Origin of the sequence: Streptomyces sp. NPDC046712 (assembly GCF_040645695.1) — a bacterium.
GTDB lineage: Bacteria > Actinomycetota > Actinomycetes > Streptomycetales > Streptomycetaceae > Streptomyces.
In genome coordinates this window covers 46325-60269 of the sequence record NZ_JBEYYW010000040.1, presented here as the reverse complement: position 1 = coordinate 60269, position 13945 = coordinate 46325, and the positions used below count along the sequence as shown (strand labels likewise).

At 70.6% G+C, this 13945-nt stretch carries 11 protein-coding genes and 1 pseudogene; 4 read left to right on the top strand and 8 right to left on the bottom strand.

Annotated elements, in window-relative coordinates:
* Together ABZ939_RS34290 and ABZ939_RS34285 are read left to right on the top strand one after the other, a co-directional pair.
* Positions 1-97 (top strand): annotated as a pseudogene (locus tag ABZ939_RS34290) (transcriptional repressor); the annotation flags it as partial.
* 163 nt (positions 98-260) lie between these two features.
* Positions 261-1739, top strand: coding sequence for a glutamate--cysteine ligase (locus ABZ939_RS34285; protein ID WP_361864065.1), 1479 nt, complete (start codon positions 261-263; stop codon positions 1737-1739).
* 6 nt (positions 1740-1745) lie between these two features.
* On the opposite strand, the gene ABZ939_RS34280 is transcribed toward ABZ939_RS34285, so the two are convergent.
* The 3 genes from ABZ939_RS34280 to ABZ939_RS34270 are packed head-to-tail and all read right to left on the bottom strand — an operon-like array spanning position 1746 to position 5265.
* Positions 1746-2786, bottom strand: coding sequence for a hypothetical protein (locus ABZ939_RS34280; protein ID WP_361864063.1), 1041 nt, complete (start codon positions 2784-2786; stop codon positions 1746-1748).
* Positions 2786-4084, bottom strand: a complete 1299-nt coding sequence (locus ABZ939_RS34275; protein ID WP_361864061.1) for a hypothetical protein — start codon at positions 4082-4084, stop codon at positions 2786-2788. The genes ABZ939_RS34280 and ABZ939_RS34275 overlap by 1 nt, the downstream gene beginning before the upstream one ends.
* Positions 4081-5265, bottom strand: a complete 1185-nt coding sequence (locus tag ABZ939_RS34270) for a caspase family protein (protein ID WP_361864059.1) — start codon at positions 5263-5265, stop codon at positions 4081-4083. Before ABZ939_RS34270 ends, ABZ939_RS34275 begins: the two co-directional genes overlap by 4 nt.
* An 86-nt stretch (positions 5266-5351) precedes the next feature.
* Between ABZ939_RS34270 and ABZ939_RS34265 the strand changes: the two genes are divergently transcribed.
* Positions 5352-6419 (top strand): DUF2235 domain-containing protein, encoded by a 1068-nt coding sequence (locus tag ABZ939_RS34265; RefSeq protein WP_361864057.1) that lies wholly within the window; start codon positions 5352-5354, stop codon positions 6417-6419.
* Positions 6420-6540: 121 nt separating this feature from the next.
* On the top strand, positions 6541-8922 hold the full coding sequence (locus ABZ939_RS34260; RefSeq protein WP_361864055.1) for an excinuclease ABC subunit UvrA: 2382 nt from the start codon (positions 6541-6543) through the stop codon (positions 8920-8922).
* A gap of 116 nt (positions 8923-9038) precedes the next feature.
* Here the strand turns inward: ABZ939_RS34260 and ABZ939_RS34255 are convergent, their stop codons facing one another.
* The 5 genes from ABZ939_RS34255 to ABZ939_RS34235 form a co-directional block, all read right to left on the bottom strand.
* On the bottom strand, positions 9039-10394 hold the full coding sequence (locus ABZ939_RS34255; RefSeq protein WP_361864054.1) for an amidohydrolase family protein: 1356 nt from the start codon (positions 10392-10394) through the stop codon (positions 9039-9041).
* A gap of 229 nt (positions 10395-10623) precedes the next feature.
* Entirely contained in the window at positions 10624-11289 is a 666-nt protein-coding gene (locus ABZ939_RS34250) for a GntR family transcriptional regulator (RefSeq protein ID WP_361864052.1), read from the bottom strand.
* A 177-nt stretch (positions 11290-11466) separates the two neighbouring features.
* Entirely contained in the window at positions 11467-11709 is a 243-nt protein-coding gene (locus ABZ939_RS34245; protein ID WP_361864050.1) for a hypothetical protein, read from the bottom strand.
* 24 nt (positions 11710-11733) lie between these two features.
* A complete protein-coding gene (locus ABZ939_RS34240) occupies positions 11734-12042 on the bottom strand; it encodes an acyl carrier protein (RefSeq protein WP_361864048.1) in 309 nt (102 codons plus the stop codon).
* 14 nt (positions 12043-12056) lie between these two features.
* Positions 12057-13874: a fatty acyl-AMP ligase gene (locus tag ABZ939_RS34235; RefSeq protein WP_361864046.1), complete on the bottom strand. Its 1818-nt coding sequence runs from the start codon at positions 13872-13874 to the stop codon at positions 12057-12059.
* Positions 13875-13945 lie beyond the last annotated feature (71 nt).

The following is a 13945-nucleotide window of genomic DNA, read 5'->3' as shown; positions in this document are numbered from 1 at the left end:
CGACCCGCTGGCCGACCTCCCGGCGGAGGAGCGGTTCGGCTTCGAGGTCTCCCAGGCCGAGGTCACCTACCGAGGACTGTGCCCCTCCTGCGCCTGAGGGGTGTCTCGCTCGTCTGCCGTCGCAATCGTGATCTCGGGCGGTGGATGATCACGGTTCCGGGCCGGTCCCGGCCCGGCTTCCGGCGGCTTCGGTGGTTGGGCCGCCCCGGGAGTGGGACGCTGAAGGTGGGGGTCGTGCCGACGAGACTCGGGAGGGCCTCATGGGACGTGACGTCCCGGCGCTGGAGTTCACCCGTGACGACCGTCGCCGGTTCCGGAACAAGATGCACACGTGCCTCGACGTCTTCGCGCGGATGCTGCGTGAATCGCGGTTCGATTTCGAGCGGCCGATGGTCGGTCTGGAGATCGAACTGAATCTCGTGGACGACGCCGCCGAGCCCGCCATGCGCAGCACGGACGTCCTGGAGGCGATCGCCGATCCCTCCTGGTCGACCGAGCTGGGCCGGTTCAATCTGGAGATCAACGTCGAGCCGCGGCGGCTCACCGCGGGCGGTCCCGACTCCTGGGAGCAGGAGATCCGCGACGCGCTCAACCACGCCGAGGAGAAAGCCGCGGCCATCGGCGCGCACATGGTCATGATCGGGATCCTGCCGACCTTGGAGCTGAAGGATGCGGGCCCGGACTCCCTGTCCGAGAACCCGCGGTACCACCTGCTCAACGAGCAGATCTTCGCCGCGCGGGGCGAGGACCTGCTGATCGCGGTGGACGGGGTGGAGAAGCTGCGGACGTACGCGGAGACGATCACGCCGGAGGCGGCGTGTACCAGCACCCAGTTCCACCTGCAGGTCTCGCCGGACGAGTTCGCGGACTACTGGAATGCTGCGCAGGCCGTCGCGGGGGTGCAGGTGGCCCTGGCGGCGAACTCTCCGTTCCTGTTCGCCAAGGAGCTGTGGCGCGAGACGCGTATCCCGCTCTTCGAGCAGGCCACCGACACCCGGCCGGACGAGATCAAGGTGCAGGGAGTGCGGCCGCGGGTGTGGTTCGGAGAGCGGTGGATCACCTCCGTCTTCGATCTCTTCGAGGAGAACGCGCGCTACTTCCCCGCGCTGCTGCCGCTGTGCGACGACGAGGACCCGGAGGAGACGCTCGAGGGCGGCGGGATCCCCGGGCTGGCCGAGCTCACTCTCCACAACGGGACGGTCTACCGCTGGAACCGCCCCGTCTACGCCGTCGTGGACGGCGTACCGCATCTGCGGGTGGAGAACCGGGTGCTGCCCGCGGGTCCCACGGTGGCCGACGTGCTGTCGAACGGTGCGCTCTACTACGGGCTCATCCGCGCCCTCGTCGAGGAGGACCGGCCCGTCTGGTCGCGGATGTCGTTCGCGGCCGCGGAGGAGAACCTGCACGCCGCCGCGCGGCACGGTATCGACGCGCAGTTGTACTGGCCCGGGATGGGCGAGGTGCCGGTGACCGAGCTCGTACTGCGGCGTCTGCTGCCGCTGGCGGACCGCGGGCTGGAACGGCTGGGTCTGGACGCGGCGTGGCGGGAGCCGCTGCTGGGGATCATCGAGCAGCGGTGCGTCAGCGGCCGTAACGGCGCGGTGTGGCAGTCCGAGATGTTCCACCACATCCACGACATCGACCACGCGGACCGGCACCAGGCGCTGCGACGGATGACCCAGCAGTACATCGAGTACATGCATCTGAACGCCCCGGCGCACACCTGGCCGGTCGAGTGATGCCGCTCAGAAATCCACGGTGATGAAGCCGTCCTCGTCGTCCGACGCGGGTGCCAGCACCTTGTACCCGAACTCCTCTTCGAGGCTCCTGACCTCCCAGTTCGCGGCACGCTTGCGGTAGTTGAAGACGAGATCCTTCCTTGCTCCGCCGTGCTTGAGGATCCGGGCGATGGCGATGTCGTCGGGATGGCCGTGACGAGAGCCGTTCGTGGAGATCAGATACCGGTCGCAGTCGAGGAGGCCGAGCAACTCCGACGAGGTGTTGTGGGCGCTGCCGTGGTGGGACACCTTCAGCGCGTCGAGTCGGAGCTTTCCGCCCTCGGCCTCCGCGCGGGGCCGTATCGACTTCACCAGACGCGGATCGTCGGCGTCTCCGGTCAGCAGGATCCGGGTGCCTTCGAAGGTGAAGAGCAGCCCGATGCTCGACCGGTTCGTGAGGGAGTCGTCGCGGTCGAAACGCTTCTCGGCCAGGGCGTCGACGTCGATCCCGCCGAACTCCTCGAAGTCGCTGGAGCGGCGGGGTACTTCGGCCGGATCCACGCCTGGGATCAGGCCGTGTGTCTTGCACGCCGCGACCCAGTCGTCCACCAGGGCTTCCAGCAGCGCGCGGTCGGGTGCCAGGACCTCCATCGTGGATCCGTCGTCGAACCAGGTCAGGGGGCGACCCACCTCGATGCTGCGGCTCTCGAACGCCTTGTTCCACGGGATCTGCTGGGTCGTCAGAGCGGTGGTGAGCAGTTCACCGTCCTTCGGCCCGAAATCCTCGACGTCCTGGAGATGACCGAAGCCGTTGAACCACACGTCCCCGAAGTCAGGCCGCTCGGGGTCGTCGAGCAGCGCCAGGACACCGAGGATGTGGTCCTGGTCGACGTGCGTGACGACGTACACGTCGATCGGGCCGTCGAGCTCGGCGAGCACCGGCTTGATCCGCCGGTAGGTGCCGCGCCGCCCGCCGTCGACGAGGATCCTCCGCTGAAAATCGCCATTGCCGTATTCGAGGAGCAGACAGTCGCCGTCCTCACCGGGCATCATCCTGAGCCGGATCATCACGCATCCCCTTCGCGCAGGTCGAGAATCAGGAACGGCTCGCGCATGTCGGCCAGCCAGGACAGCCGGCGAGCCTGGTCGAGGCGGCGCACGCACTCGAAGTCGTCGGGGAAGGCGGAGAGCCCGTCGATGAGCCAGGCGAGGCCGAGGGTGTAGTACGGGATGCCACGATCGAAGGCCTCGATCAGCACATCACGTGCCGTGAGCCGGTCCGCGGTGGACCGCGCGCGGCGCAGCAGCCTCATGCCGCGGAGGATCGCCCCGTCGCTGAGCCACGTGAAGCCCTCCCGCAGCCGCTCCAGCCAGGGATCCCAGTACGTCTCGCCCTCCGTGTGATCGGTGCCGAGCAGGACATAGGCTCCGGCCGCGGCCGCGATCGGGTTCTCGAACTTGGAGTACAGCAACCCCTCGACATCGCTGAAGAGCTGGGCTGCCGTGTCCAGGGCGCCCTGCGCCATGTACGCGAGCCCCGCGCCGACCGCCGGGTCGCGGACGGCCACGGCGACGGCGCTGCCGGTCGGACTCTGCCGCAGATTGACGAGCACCTCGACCTGGGAGGTGCCCCAGGGGAGCGGGAGCGTGACCAGCCGTGTGGACATGGCTGTCTCCACGATCAGGAACTGCCGTTCGCCGACCGGGCCGGCGGGGGCGCCCACCGGACCGTCGGGGCCGAAGCGGTACAGCGGAGAGATCGCGTCCCCGAACTCGGGTCTCGGCAGCACGCCGACCGGCCCCCGCGCGATCTCAGGTGCGACCGGCCCGCCTGTCCGGTCCTTGTCCAGCGCCAGCATCGAGGCGAAGGACCAGCTCGGGGGCGTGGAGTCGCCGACCCAGGTGACGACCGCGCTCTGATCAGGGGCCGACTCCGGGATCACCCCGTCCGGGCCGGGGGCGGGGGCCACCATGGACCGCGATCCCCGCGACTCCGCGAGCGGAATCTCCGAGGAGCTGTCGTGGTACACCCGGTTCCGCTCGATGTTGCCCAGGAGGTACTGCCAGGAGTGCGACTCGTACGGCGAGTCCACCATGTTGAGCCTGACCGGGGTCGGAGGACCCTCGCGTGCCTCCGCCTCCGCCGAGAGCACGATGCCGGACGGGAGCCGCGCGGACACGACGTAGCGCCCCGCCGGCACCTCGTACTCCTTGGGGGTGGGAGCGTCTCCGCACGGGATGAGGATGTTGGTCCTCGTCACGCCCTGGGGGTCGGCCGGATAGATGTCGCCGACGATCACCGCGCCGTCGGCGAGGTCGTTCTCGTAGTCCGACAGCAGCAGACTGACGGCGAGAGTCGCGCTCATGGCTTGGCCAATCCGATGTGGCGCAGCGGTGGGTGGGTGACGAGGGAGGCCCTGCGTACGTCGCCGGGGCCGACAGTGGCCTCGATCTCATAGGTTCCGAGCGACAGATCCTGGGGCCACTCGGCGTTGGGGGTCTCGGCCTCGAACACGGGGCCCCGCCGGCGCTCCGGTTCGCCGGTCCCCCGGACGACGAACTCGGCGCGATCGTTGTCGTGGGCCGGGTCGCAACCGATGTAGACCGGGACGACCGGGTCGTGCGTCAGCACATGGAAGTCGAAGTTGAACGCCTCCGGATTGACCGGTACCTGAACTCCGGCGACGGTGCCCGCGAACTGACGCTCCGCCATGAAGAGCCGCATCGCGAGCGACAGGGAGTCCACGCTGACCCGCCAGACGTTGTTGTGGATGTTCTGGCTGCCAGGACCCTTGAGGCTCCGGATGAGTGCTTCCGTGAAGAGGCTGACGGAGTCGTGCCGTGCGTGGGACTTCTCGCCGTCCAGTGTGGCGTAGTAGACAGCGTGCTGGCGTTTCTTCGCGGATCCCTCCGGGCGCTCCTCCCCGCCGGAGATGGGCACCTTGCCCCGGTTGTCCGTGCCGAACCGACTGATGAGCCGGTCGGAACTGGCCCGGCAGGCGTCCACGAAGAAGATCTGCTGGCTGGCGAGACACCGGTTCAGCCCCCTCCAGAGCGCGCCGAAGTCCAGCGCGCCGTTGAAGGGGCTCTCCTCGTCGGCGAACATGTCCGAGGCGAAGAGGGACACGTCGGTGCCCTGCGAGACGCCGTGACCGCAGAAGTAGAAGACGAGCCGGCTGTCCTCGTCGGCGTCGCCCCTGCGTTTCCACTCCTTGACCGCCGCCTCGATGTTGTCGATGGTTGCGGCTTGGACGACATGCTCCTCGTGTGTCGTCGGATGGACGAAGGGTGAGGGCGTGGCCTCACTCAGCAGCAGCGCCACGCTGGCCAACGGCTTGAGCGGTTCGTTGTAGCCGTTGATCAACCATGTCGCGAATGCGCGCGCCGACAGGGGTGGCGAGGACAGCTGTCGCATTCCCGCGGCACCGACATGGGTCGTCGGGGACTCACCGCCGTCCAGATGCGTGTACTTCCCGACCCCGATGACGAGCGCGTGTGTGGACGCGGGGCCCGCGTTCTCGTCCAGGTGAACCGTGAATCCGGTCATGGAACCTCCGTGTGACACACCGGCAGGCCGGTGGGAGGCTTTGCTCTTATTATAAGAAAAGGGGTGGTACATGTCCCTCGGAGGCCATGATGGGAAAGAACATCGTGGTGTGCCTGGACGGGACGGGCAACCAGCTCAAGGCCCGCGGGAACACCAATGTCGTCACGCTCTACGAGATGCTCGACCTCCGCGACCCCACGGCGCAGATCGCCTACTACGACCCCGGTGTCGGCACGTTCTCCGCCGCCGGCGCCTGGACGGTCCCGGCCCGCAAACTCTCCAAGCTCCTCGGGCTCGCCTTCGGCGTCGGACTCAAGGAGAACCTCGCTGAGGCGTACACGTATCTGATGCACCATTACGAACCCGGCGACCGGATCTACCTCTTCGGATTCAGCCGGGGCGCGTACACCGCTCGGGCCCTGGCGGGGCTGCTGAAAGCGGTCGGTCTGCTCCGCCCCGGTTCGGAGAACCTCGTCCCGTACGCGATCGCCGTCTACGCCAAGAACCACACCTGGACCGACGACGACTGGAAGCAACTGCACCAATTCGCCGATGCGTTCAGCAGGAAGGTGGACGAACGGACCGGAATCCCCGTTCACTTCATGGGGATCTGGGACTCGGTGAAGGCCGCCGGCATCCTGCGCTGGAATCTGCGCTGGCTCTTCACCCGGCGGATCCCCAACGTGGGGCGCGTCCGCCACGCCGTCTCCATCGACGAGAAGCGCCGACCGTACGAGGAATACCTCGTCCTGCCCCCGGAGGACCCGGGGTCACCGGGCCCGCTCATCGATGAAGTCTGGTTCGCCGGGGTCCACTCCGACGTGGGCGGCACCTTCGACGACGACCCGAAGCTGCCCGCCGTCACGCTCAAGTGGATCGTGGACGGCGCACTCGATTCGGGCCTGCTCCTCAAGGAGAGGACGTACACCAAGCGCCTCACCCTCGACCCCGGCCACGCGCTGGGCACGGTCCACCGCATGGGCGCCGTCTGGGCCCTGCTCACCTACCGCCGCCGCCGCGTTCCCCCGAGCGCCCACGTGCACGAGAGCGTACGGCTGCGCATCGAGACCGACACGGCATACGCGAGACGCATCCCGGCCGGCGTGATCTGGGCGGACAAGGAGTGGCTGACTCCGCACCCCCGCGCCGGGTGACCGGATCGCAGGCGCCCACGGCGAGGCAGACCGGTCAGGAATCGAGAAGCGCGGGCCCCGGGCCGGAGCTAGCGTGACGGTCACGAAGACACTCCGCCCGACAGATGGAGAGACGAAAAGCATGGCCACGAGGAAGAGCACGCGCCCGCCCGCGCCGCACGTCGCCGACAGCCACGAAGTGATCCGTGTGCACGGGGCGCGCGTGAACAACCTCAAGGACCTCAGCATCGAGATCCCGAAGCGCCGGCTGACGGTCTTCACCGGTGTCTCCGGCTCGGGCAAGAGTTCGCTGGTCTTCGACACGATCGCCGCGGAGTCGCAGCGGCTGATCAACGAGACGTACAGCGCCTTCGTGCAGGGCTTCATGCCGACGCTGGCCCGGCCCGAGGTCGACGTGCTCGAAGGGCTGACGACCGCGATCATCGTCGACCAGCAGCGGATGGGTGCCGACCCCCGCTCCACGGTCGGCACCGCCACCGATGCCAACGCGATGCTGCGCATCCTCTTCAGCCGGCTCGGGAAGCCGCACATCGGCCCGCCCAGCGCGTACGCCTTCAACGTCCCCTCCGTCCGGGCGAGCGGTGCCATCACCGTCGAGCGCGGTGCCCAGAAGGCGGTGAAGGCGACCTTCAAGCGCACGGGTGGCATGTGTCCGCGCTGCGAGGGCCGGGGCACGGTCTCCGACCTCGACCTCGCCGAGCTCTTCGACGACTCCCTGTCGCTCGCCGAGGGCGCGATCACCGTCCCCGGATACAAGGGGGGCGGCTGGAACTCCCGGCTCTACAGCGAGTCGGGATTCTTCGACCCGGACAAGCCGATCCGCAAGTACACGAAGAGGGAGCTGCACGACTTCCTCCACCGCGAGCCGACCAGGATGAAGATCGCGGGCATCAACATGACCTACGAGGGGCTGATCCCGCGGATCCAGAAGTCGATGCTCTCCAAGGACAAGGAGGGCATGCAGCCGCACATCCGGGAGTTCGTGGAGCGGGCGGTCACCTTCACCACCTGCCCCGAGTGCGACGGCACCCGGCTCAGCGAGGGCGCCCGGGCGTCGAAGATCAAGCGGATCAGCATCGCCGACGCCTGTGCGATGCAGATCAGCGACCTGGCCGCATGGGTCCGCGGCCTCAAGGAGCCCTCGGTGGCGCCGCTGCTCACCGCGCTTCAGCAGACCCTCGAGTCGTTCGTGGAGATCGGCCTCGGCTACCTCGCGCTCGACCGGCCGTCGGGCACGCTGTCCGGCGGCGAGGCGCAGCGCGTCAAGATGATCCGTCACCTCGGTTCCTCGCTCACCGATGTCACCTACGTCTTCGACGAGCCCACCGCGGGCCTGCACCCGCACGACATCCAGCGTATGAACGACCTGCTCCTGCGGTTGCGGGACAAGGGCAACACCGTGCTGGTCGTGGAGCACAAGCCCGAGGTCATCGAGATCGCCGACCATGTCGTCGACCTCGGGCCGGGCGCCGGTACGGGGGGCGGCACCGTCTGCTTCGAGGGCACCGTCGAGGGGCTGCGAGCCGGCGGCACCATCACCGGCCGCCATTTCGACGACCGGGCCTCCCTCAAGGAGACGGTGCGGACGCCCACCGGCAAGCTGTCGATCCGCGGCGCGACGACGCACAACCTGCGCGACGTCGACGTGGACATCCCGCTCGGGGTGCTCGCCGTCGTCACCGGCGTCGCCGGCTCCGGCAAGAGCTCGCTCGTGCACGGGTCGATCCCCGCGGGCGAGGGTGTGGTGTCGGTCGACCAGGGCGCGATCCGCGGCTCGCGACGGAGCAACCCCGCGACGTACACCGGACTGCTCGACCCGATCCGCAAGGCGTTCGCCAAGGCCAACGACGTGAAGCCGGCGCTGTTCAGCGCCAACTCCGAAGGCGCCTGCCCCACGTGCAACGGCGCCGGCGTCATCTACACCGACCTGGCGATGATGGCGGGGGTCGCCACCACCTGTGAGGAGTGCGAGGGGAAGCGGTTCCAGGCATCGGTGCTCGAGTACCACCTCGGTGGCCGCGACATCAGCGAGGTGCTCGCGATGTCGGTGACGGAAGCCGAGGAGTTCTTCGGCGCAGGCGAGGCGGCCACGCCGGCCGCCCACCGCATCCTGGAGCGGCTCGCCGACGTCGGGCTCGGCTACCTCAGCCTCGGCCAGCCGCTCACCACGCTGTCCGGGGGCGAGCGTCAGCGGCTGAAGCTGGCCACTCACATGGCCGACAAGGGCGGCGTCTACGTCCTCGACGAGCCGACCAACGGCCTGCACCTCGCCGATGTCGAGCAGTTGCTCGGTCTGCTCGACCGGCTCGTCGACTCCGGCAAGTCGGTCATCGTCGTCGAGCACCACCAGGCGGTCATGGCGCACGCCGACTGGATCATCGACCTCGGCCCCGGCGCCGGCCACGACGGCGGACGGGTCGTCTTCGAGGGCACCCCCGCCGACCTCGTCGCCGCCGGCTCCACCCTGACCGGCGAGCACCTCGCGGCGTACGTCGGCGCCTGACCGGGTGCGGGGCGGGCGCCGGCGGCTTCGCCGTGGCGTGCGAGACGGTCACGGGCGTTCCGTGACCGTCCGGTGAGGGCGGGGGACCGGCTCGGCCCCCGCTCCCTCGGCCCGGGTCAGTCGAGGAACTCTCCCTCGCGTGCCACGACGACTCCGCCGTGCACGACCATGTCCCGGCGGGGCATGTCCACGACGACCTGGGGCAGGCACTCGCCCCGTACGAGGACGAAGTCGGCCGGGGCGCCGGGCTCGAAGTCCGCGTGGGCGAGGCCCATGACGTCGGCGCCGCCGTGGGCCGCGACGCGGTAGCAGTCCGTCAGCTCCTCGTCGAGGCGTACGTCCGTCACCCAGCCGAGCAGATGCGCGCGGTGCAGCATGTCGGCGTTGCCGAACGGGCTCCAGGAGTCGCGCACGCCGTCGGAGCCGAGCCCGACCCGTACGCCGTGCTCGCGCAGCCGGGCGATCGGCAGGACCAGGGAGTCGGACGGCGCCACCGTGGTCAGGGCGATGTCCTGGTCACCCAGGTCGGCGGCGAGGGAACCGAGTTCGACGTCCGTCAGGCCGGGCAGGCAGAAGACGTGGCTGACGGTGACCTTGCCGGCGAGGGACAGCGCACGCGTGCGGTCGATGATGCCGCGCATGGCCTTGATCCCCTTCTCGCCCCGGTCGTGCAGGTGGATGTCCACGCCGACGCCGTGCCGGTCCGCGATGCCGAAGACGAGGTCGAGCTGCTCGTCGAGGGCCTGGTCGAAACCGATCGGGTCGATGCCGCCGATCATGTCGATCGTGCCCGCGCGCGCCGCCTCCTCCAGGAGCTCCGCCGTGCCCGGGGTGCGGATGACGCCGTGCTGCGGGAACGCCACGATCTGGACGTCGAGGGCGTGGCGCAGCCGCTCACGGGCCTCCGCCACGCCCTCGACACCCGCGAGGCCGTAGGCCGGTGCCACATCGGCGTGGGCGCGCATCGCCCGCGTGCCGCGGGTGACCGCGTGGGACATCAGGCCGTACGCGCGCTCCCCGACGGACCGGCGCTGGCTGCGGAACAGCTCCACGTCCTGCGCCACGTAGTCGGCGATGCCGCTCGCCGGTCGCCGCGACACCCAGGAGCCGCCCCAGGTCGTCTTGTCGGGGTGGATGTGCGCGTCCACGAGGGACGGGAGCGCGATCCTGCCGCCGCCGTCGACGACCTTCGCGCCGCGGGGCGCGGGGCCCTCCGAGATACGGCCGTCGACGACCACCAGGTCCGTGGACTTCGCCGCACCGAACGGGCGTACGTCGCGGAAGACCACCGCCCTCGCGCGGTTCCCGGCGGAACCGGCCGGCGCGTTCGCGGCCTGGGCCTGGGCGCCGGCGTTGGCGTTCGCCTGGGCGGGGGCGGCGGCCATGGCGGCCGTCGCCCCGGCCAGAGCGGCGGCGCCCGCCAGCATCGTGCGGCGGGAGAGGGCGTGGGGGGCGGGCGAGGAGGGGGGCACGGGGACTCCTTCGAGGGGTGACATGGGGGTCCGTACGAGAGGGGGCGATCCGTATCGGCCATCCGCCGTCGCGCCTCCTCGGGGAGTAGGGGCGACGGCTCCCCGATTTTGTATACCAAGTGCGAGAGGTGGGGCAAGGGTGACGGCCCTACGGTCGAGAAGTGCCTGGGAATGGGTCATTCCGAGGGATTCCCGAGGTGGGCGCCTAGCTTCTGGTATACAAAGAGTCTCAGGTGTCGCCGAACAGGGAGCGCAGCGCGACGGCCCTGCTGTCGCGCACGTGCAGCAGGGTGCTCGCCCCTGCCGCCTCCGCGTCGCCGGCGGCGATGTGCCGGTACATCTCGGCGTGCTGGGCCCTCATGTGCGCCGGCTCCTCGCGGAGCCCGAACAGCAGGCGCAGCTGCCAGCTCAGCTGTTCCATGGTGCGCGCCAGCAGCGGATTGCCCGACAGCTCGACGACGCCCTCGTGGAACGCCGTGTGCGCGGCCACCTCGCGCGTCCCCTCGTCCGCCGCGGCCGCCGACTCGGCCTGACGCAGCGTCGCCTCCAGGGTGGCGAGACCCGCGGCGCCGCCCGCGGCCGCGGCCCGGGCCGCCAGGCGCGAGGCCTGGACCGCCAGCGGCTCCCACACTTCGTAGAGGTGTTCCACGTCGGCGCGCTCCAGGCGGCGTACGCGTACGCCGCTGTGCGGGAGAAGTTCGAGGAGCCCTTCGGCGACCAGCGCGCGCAGCGCCTCGCGTACCGGTACCCGGGACATCCCGAGTTCCTCGGCGACCTCCCGCTCGACGAGGCGGGCGCCCTGCGCGTACCGCCGGTCGACGATCCGCTGCAGGACGGCCTCGCGCGCTCGCGCGCTGAGCGAGGCCGTTGAGCCGGTCCTGCTGTCGTCCGCCACGTTCCCGGCCCTTCGTTCGGCATGTCCCGGGCGAGGATACGTCCGGCGAGGTGTCCGTCACGTCAGGAGGCGTTCCGCACGCCGTCGGCGACCCACGGGGCAGGCCCGGACACGGTGTGACGCGCCGTCAACAACCGCGTGTCGGCAACACCACGCGCCGTCAACGCCCGCGTGCCGTCAACACCCACGCGCCGTCGACGTTCCCCGGCTCGGCGAGAGGCGGCACAGGCCGTGGGCCCCCGGGCAGACCTGCGGGGTGGCACGTTCGGGGGAGTGGTGGTGATCGGCGGCTGCCCGGGGGCGCGTGCTGAGCGTGGCGCGGGAGAGGCCGTCCTGGAGGGCGTCCGCGAACCCAGGACCCACGAAGGCGTCCCATATGGACGCCTCGGTGGGCAGGGAAGAGCTGGTGTGCGACGTCATGGCTGTTCCTCCGATCTGCGGTGGTCAGGAGAGGGCGGGGCGGGACCGGGACACGACCTCGGTCGCGATCTCGGAGACGGTCGGGTTGCCGAGCAGCACCTCACGGTCGAGGGGGACGCCGCACCAGCGCTCGACCTCGTGCGCGAGGAGCGTGCTGTTCGCGGAGTCGATGCCGTACGCGGACACCGGGACCTCCGGGTCGACGTCGCCTGGGGCCAGCTCCAGCAGCTGCGCGAGCAGGCCGCTGATCCGGGCCACGGCCTCCTGTTCGGTCAGGGTGTCGCCGAGCACGGGCCGCCCGGTCGTCGCGGTGCTGTGAGGGGTAGCGGTCATGGGGGGCGCTTCTTTCATCGGAGGCCGGACCACTGGGCGAGGACGGGAATCCGCCCGGCGCCCATGTCCTGGCCGCAGGCCTGACGTCGGATCTTTCCGCTGGTGGTCCGGGGGAGCTTGTTCCGGCCGACCGCGTAGACGGTGACTGCGGCCGGTACGGCCTTGGCGACCGCGATCGCGGCGCTGCGCAGCGCGTCCCCCAGGACCTCGGGGTCGCGCTCGGTGGTCTCCACGGCCACGGCGAGACCCCTGCCGCGGGAGAGCCCGGCCGGGCCGGCGAGGTCGTCGAGTGACCATGCGGCCGCGCGCTGCGCCGTGAAGGCGGGGTGGGCGGACGTCACGAGGTCCTCGGCGTCCTGCGGGAAGTAGTTCTGGCCACCGATGATCACGAGCTCCTTGATGCGGCCGGTCACGAACAGCTCGCCGTCGTGCAGGAAGCCCAGATCGCCCGTGCGGACGAAGCCCGTGGCGCCGTCGGTGCCGTCGGCACCGGCGCCGTACGGCCGGGCCGTGAACGTCTCCGCGGAGAGCTCCGGTCGCCCCCAGTAGCCGCCGCAGTTTCCGGGGGAGCGCACCCAGATCTCGCCGATGACCCGGTCCGCCAACGGCCTCCGGCTCTCCGGGGCGACGATGCGGACGTCCGCGCCCGGTACCGGCGGGCCGCTGCTGACGAGCTCGATCCCCGCTGCCGACGACCCGGTGAGTTCGGCGCGACCCGCGGCCAGGGCCTCCCGGTCGAAGCGGCGGATCGTCGTCCGGCCCAGGGGGAGGCCGAGCGTCACGCTGAGGGTGCACTCCGCCAGCCCGTACCCCGGGGAGAAGACCTCGGGGCGGAAGAAACTCGGCCGGAAGGCCGCGGCGAAACGGCGCAGCGTACTCGCTCGGACGGGCTCGGACCCGTTGGCGGCGACGCGCCACGTGGCCAGGTCGATGGCGGCGCGCTCACGCTCGGGGATGCGCTGCACGCACAGGTCGTAGGCGAAGTCGGGCGCGGCGGAGAAGACGTCCTCCTCCGCCTCGATCGCCCGCAGCCACACGCGCGGATCCCGTACGAAGGTCGACGGCTCCATGGTGACCACGGAGGCGCCCGAGACCAGGGGGAGAACGACGGAGGTGCACAGCCCCATGTCGTGGAAGAGCGGCAGCCAGTTGACGATCGTGGTCTCGGGCTCGATCTCGCAGCGGTCGCGCATCGCGGACTGGTTGGCGATGAGGTTGCGATGGCTGACCACGACGCCCCGGGGGTCGCCGGTCGAGCCGGACGTGTACTGGAGCAGCGCCGTCGCCGAAGGATCGGCCGCGGCCTCCGGCGACGTGAGCCGGGGAACGTCGGGCCGGCCGGGACGCCGTACGGGAACGTAGCCCACGCCGGGCACGGGACCGGGACCGGCCGCCGCGGCGTCCTCGGGGGTGGGGACCAGGACGGCCCGGGGTTCGCAGTCCCGGCAGATGCCCTCGAGCCGGTCGGCACGGACGGTGCCGCCGGGGCGCGCGGCCGGGCGAAGCGGGGGGACCGGCACCGCCACCATCCCCGCGTACAAGCAGGCGAAGAAGCCCACGTGGAAGTCGAGTCCGGGCATGGCCGGGACGACGACACGATCGCCGGGGACACCGACGGCGCGCAGGTCCGCGGCCAGCGCACGCGCACGGGCGTCGAGCTGGGCCGCGCTGAGCCGGTCCATCGGCCGGCCCGAGGCGTCGAGCGCGGTGAGGAACGGGAGATCGGCGAGGGGGCCCGAGGCGCGCGCCGTCAGCGCCTCGACGAGGGTGGCCGGCGGCTCGGTCGGTGGGAGGGGGGCCAGAGTTCCCGCAGTGCTGCGATGGAGGCTCATCGGTGTCCTTAGGAAGGTCGGGCGGTCGGGCAGGACCGTGGGCGGAGGTCGGTCGTCCCCCTCGGGGGTTC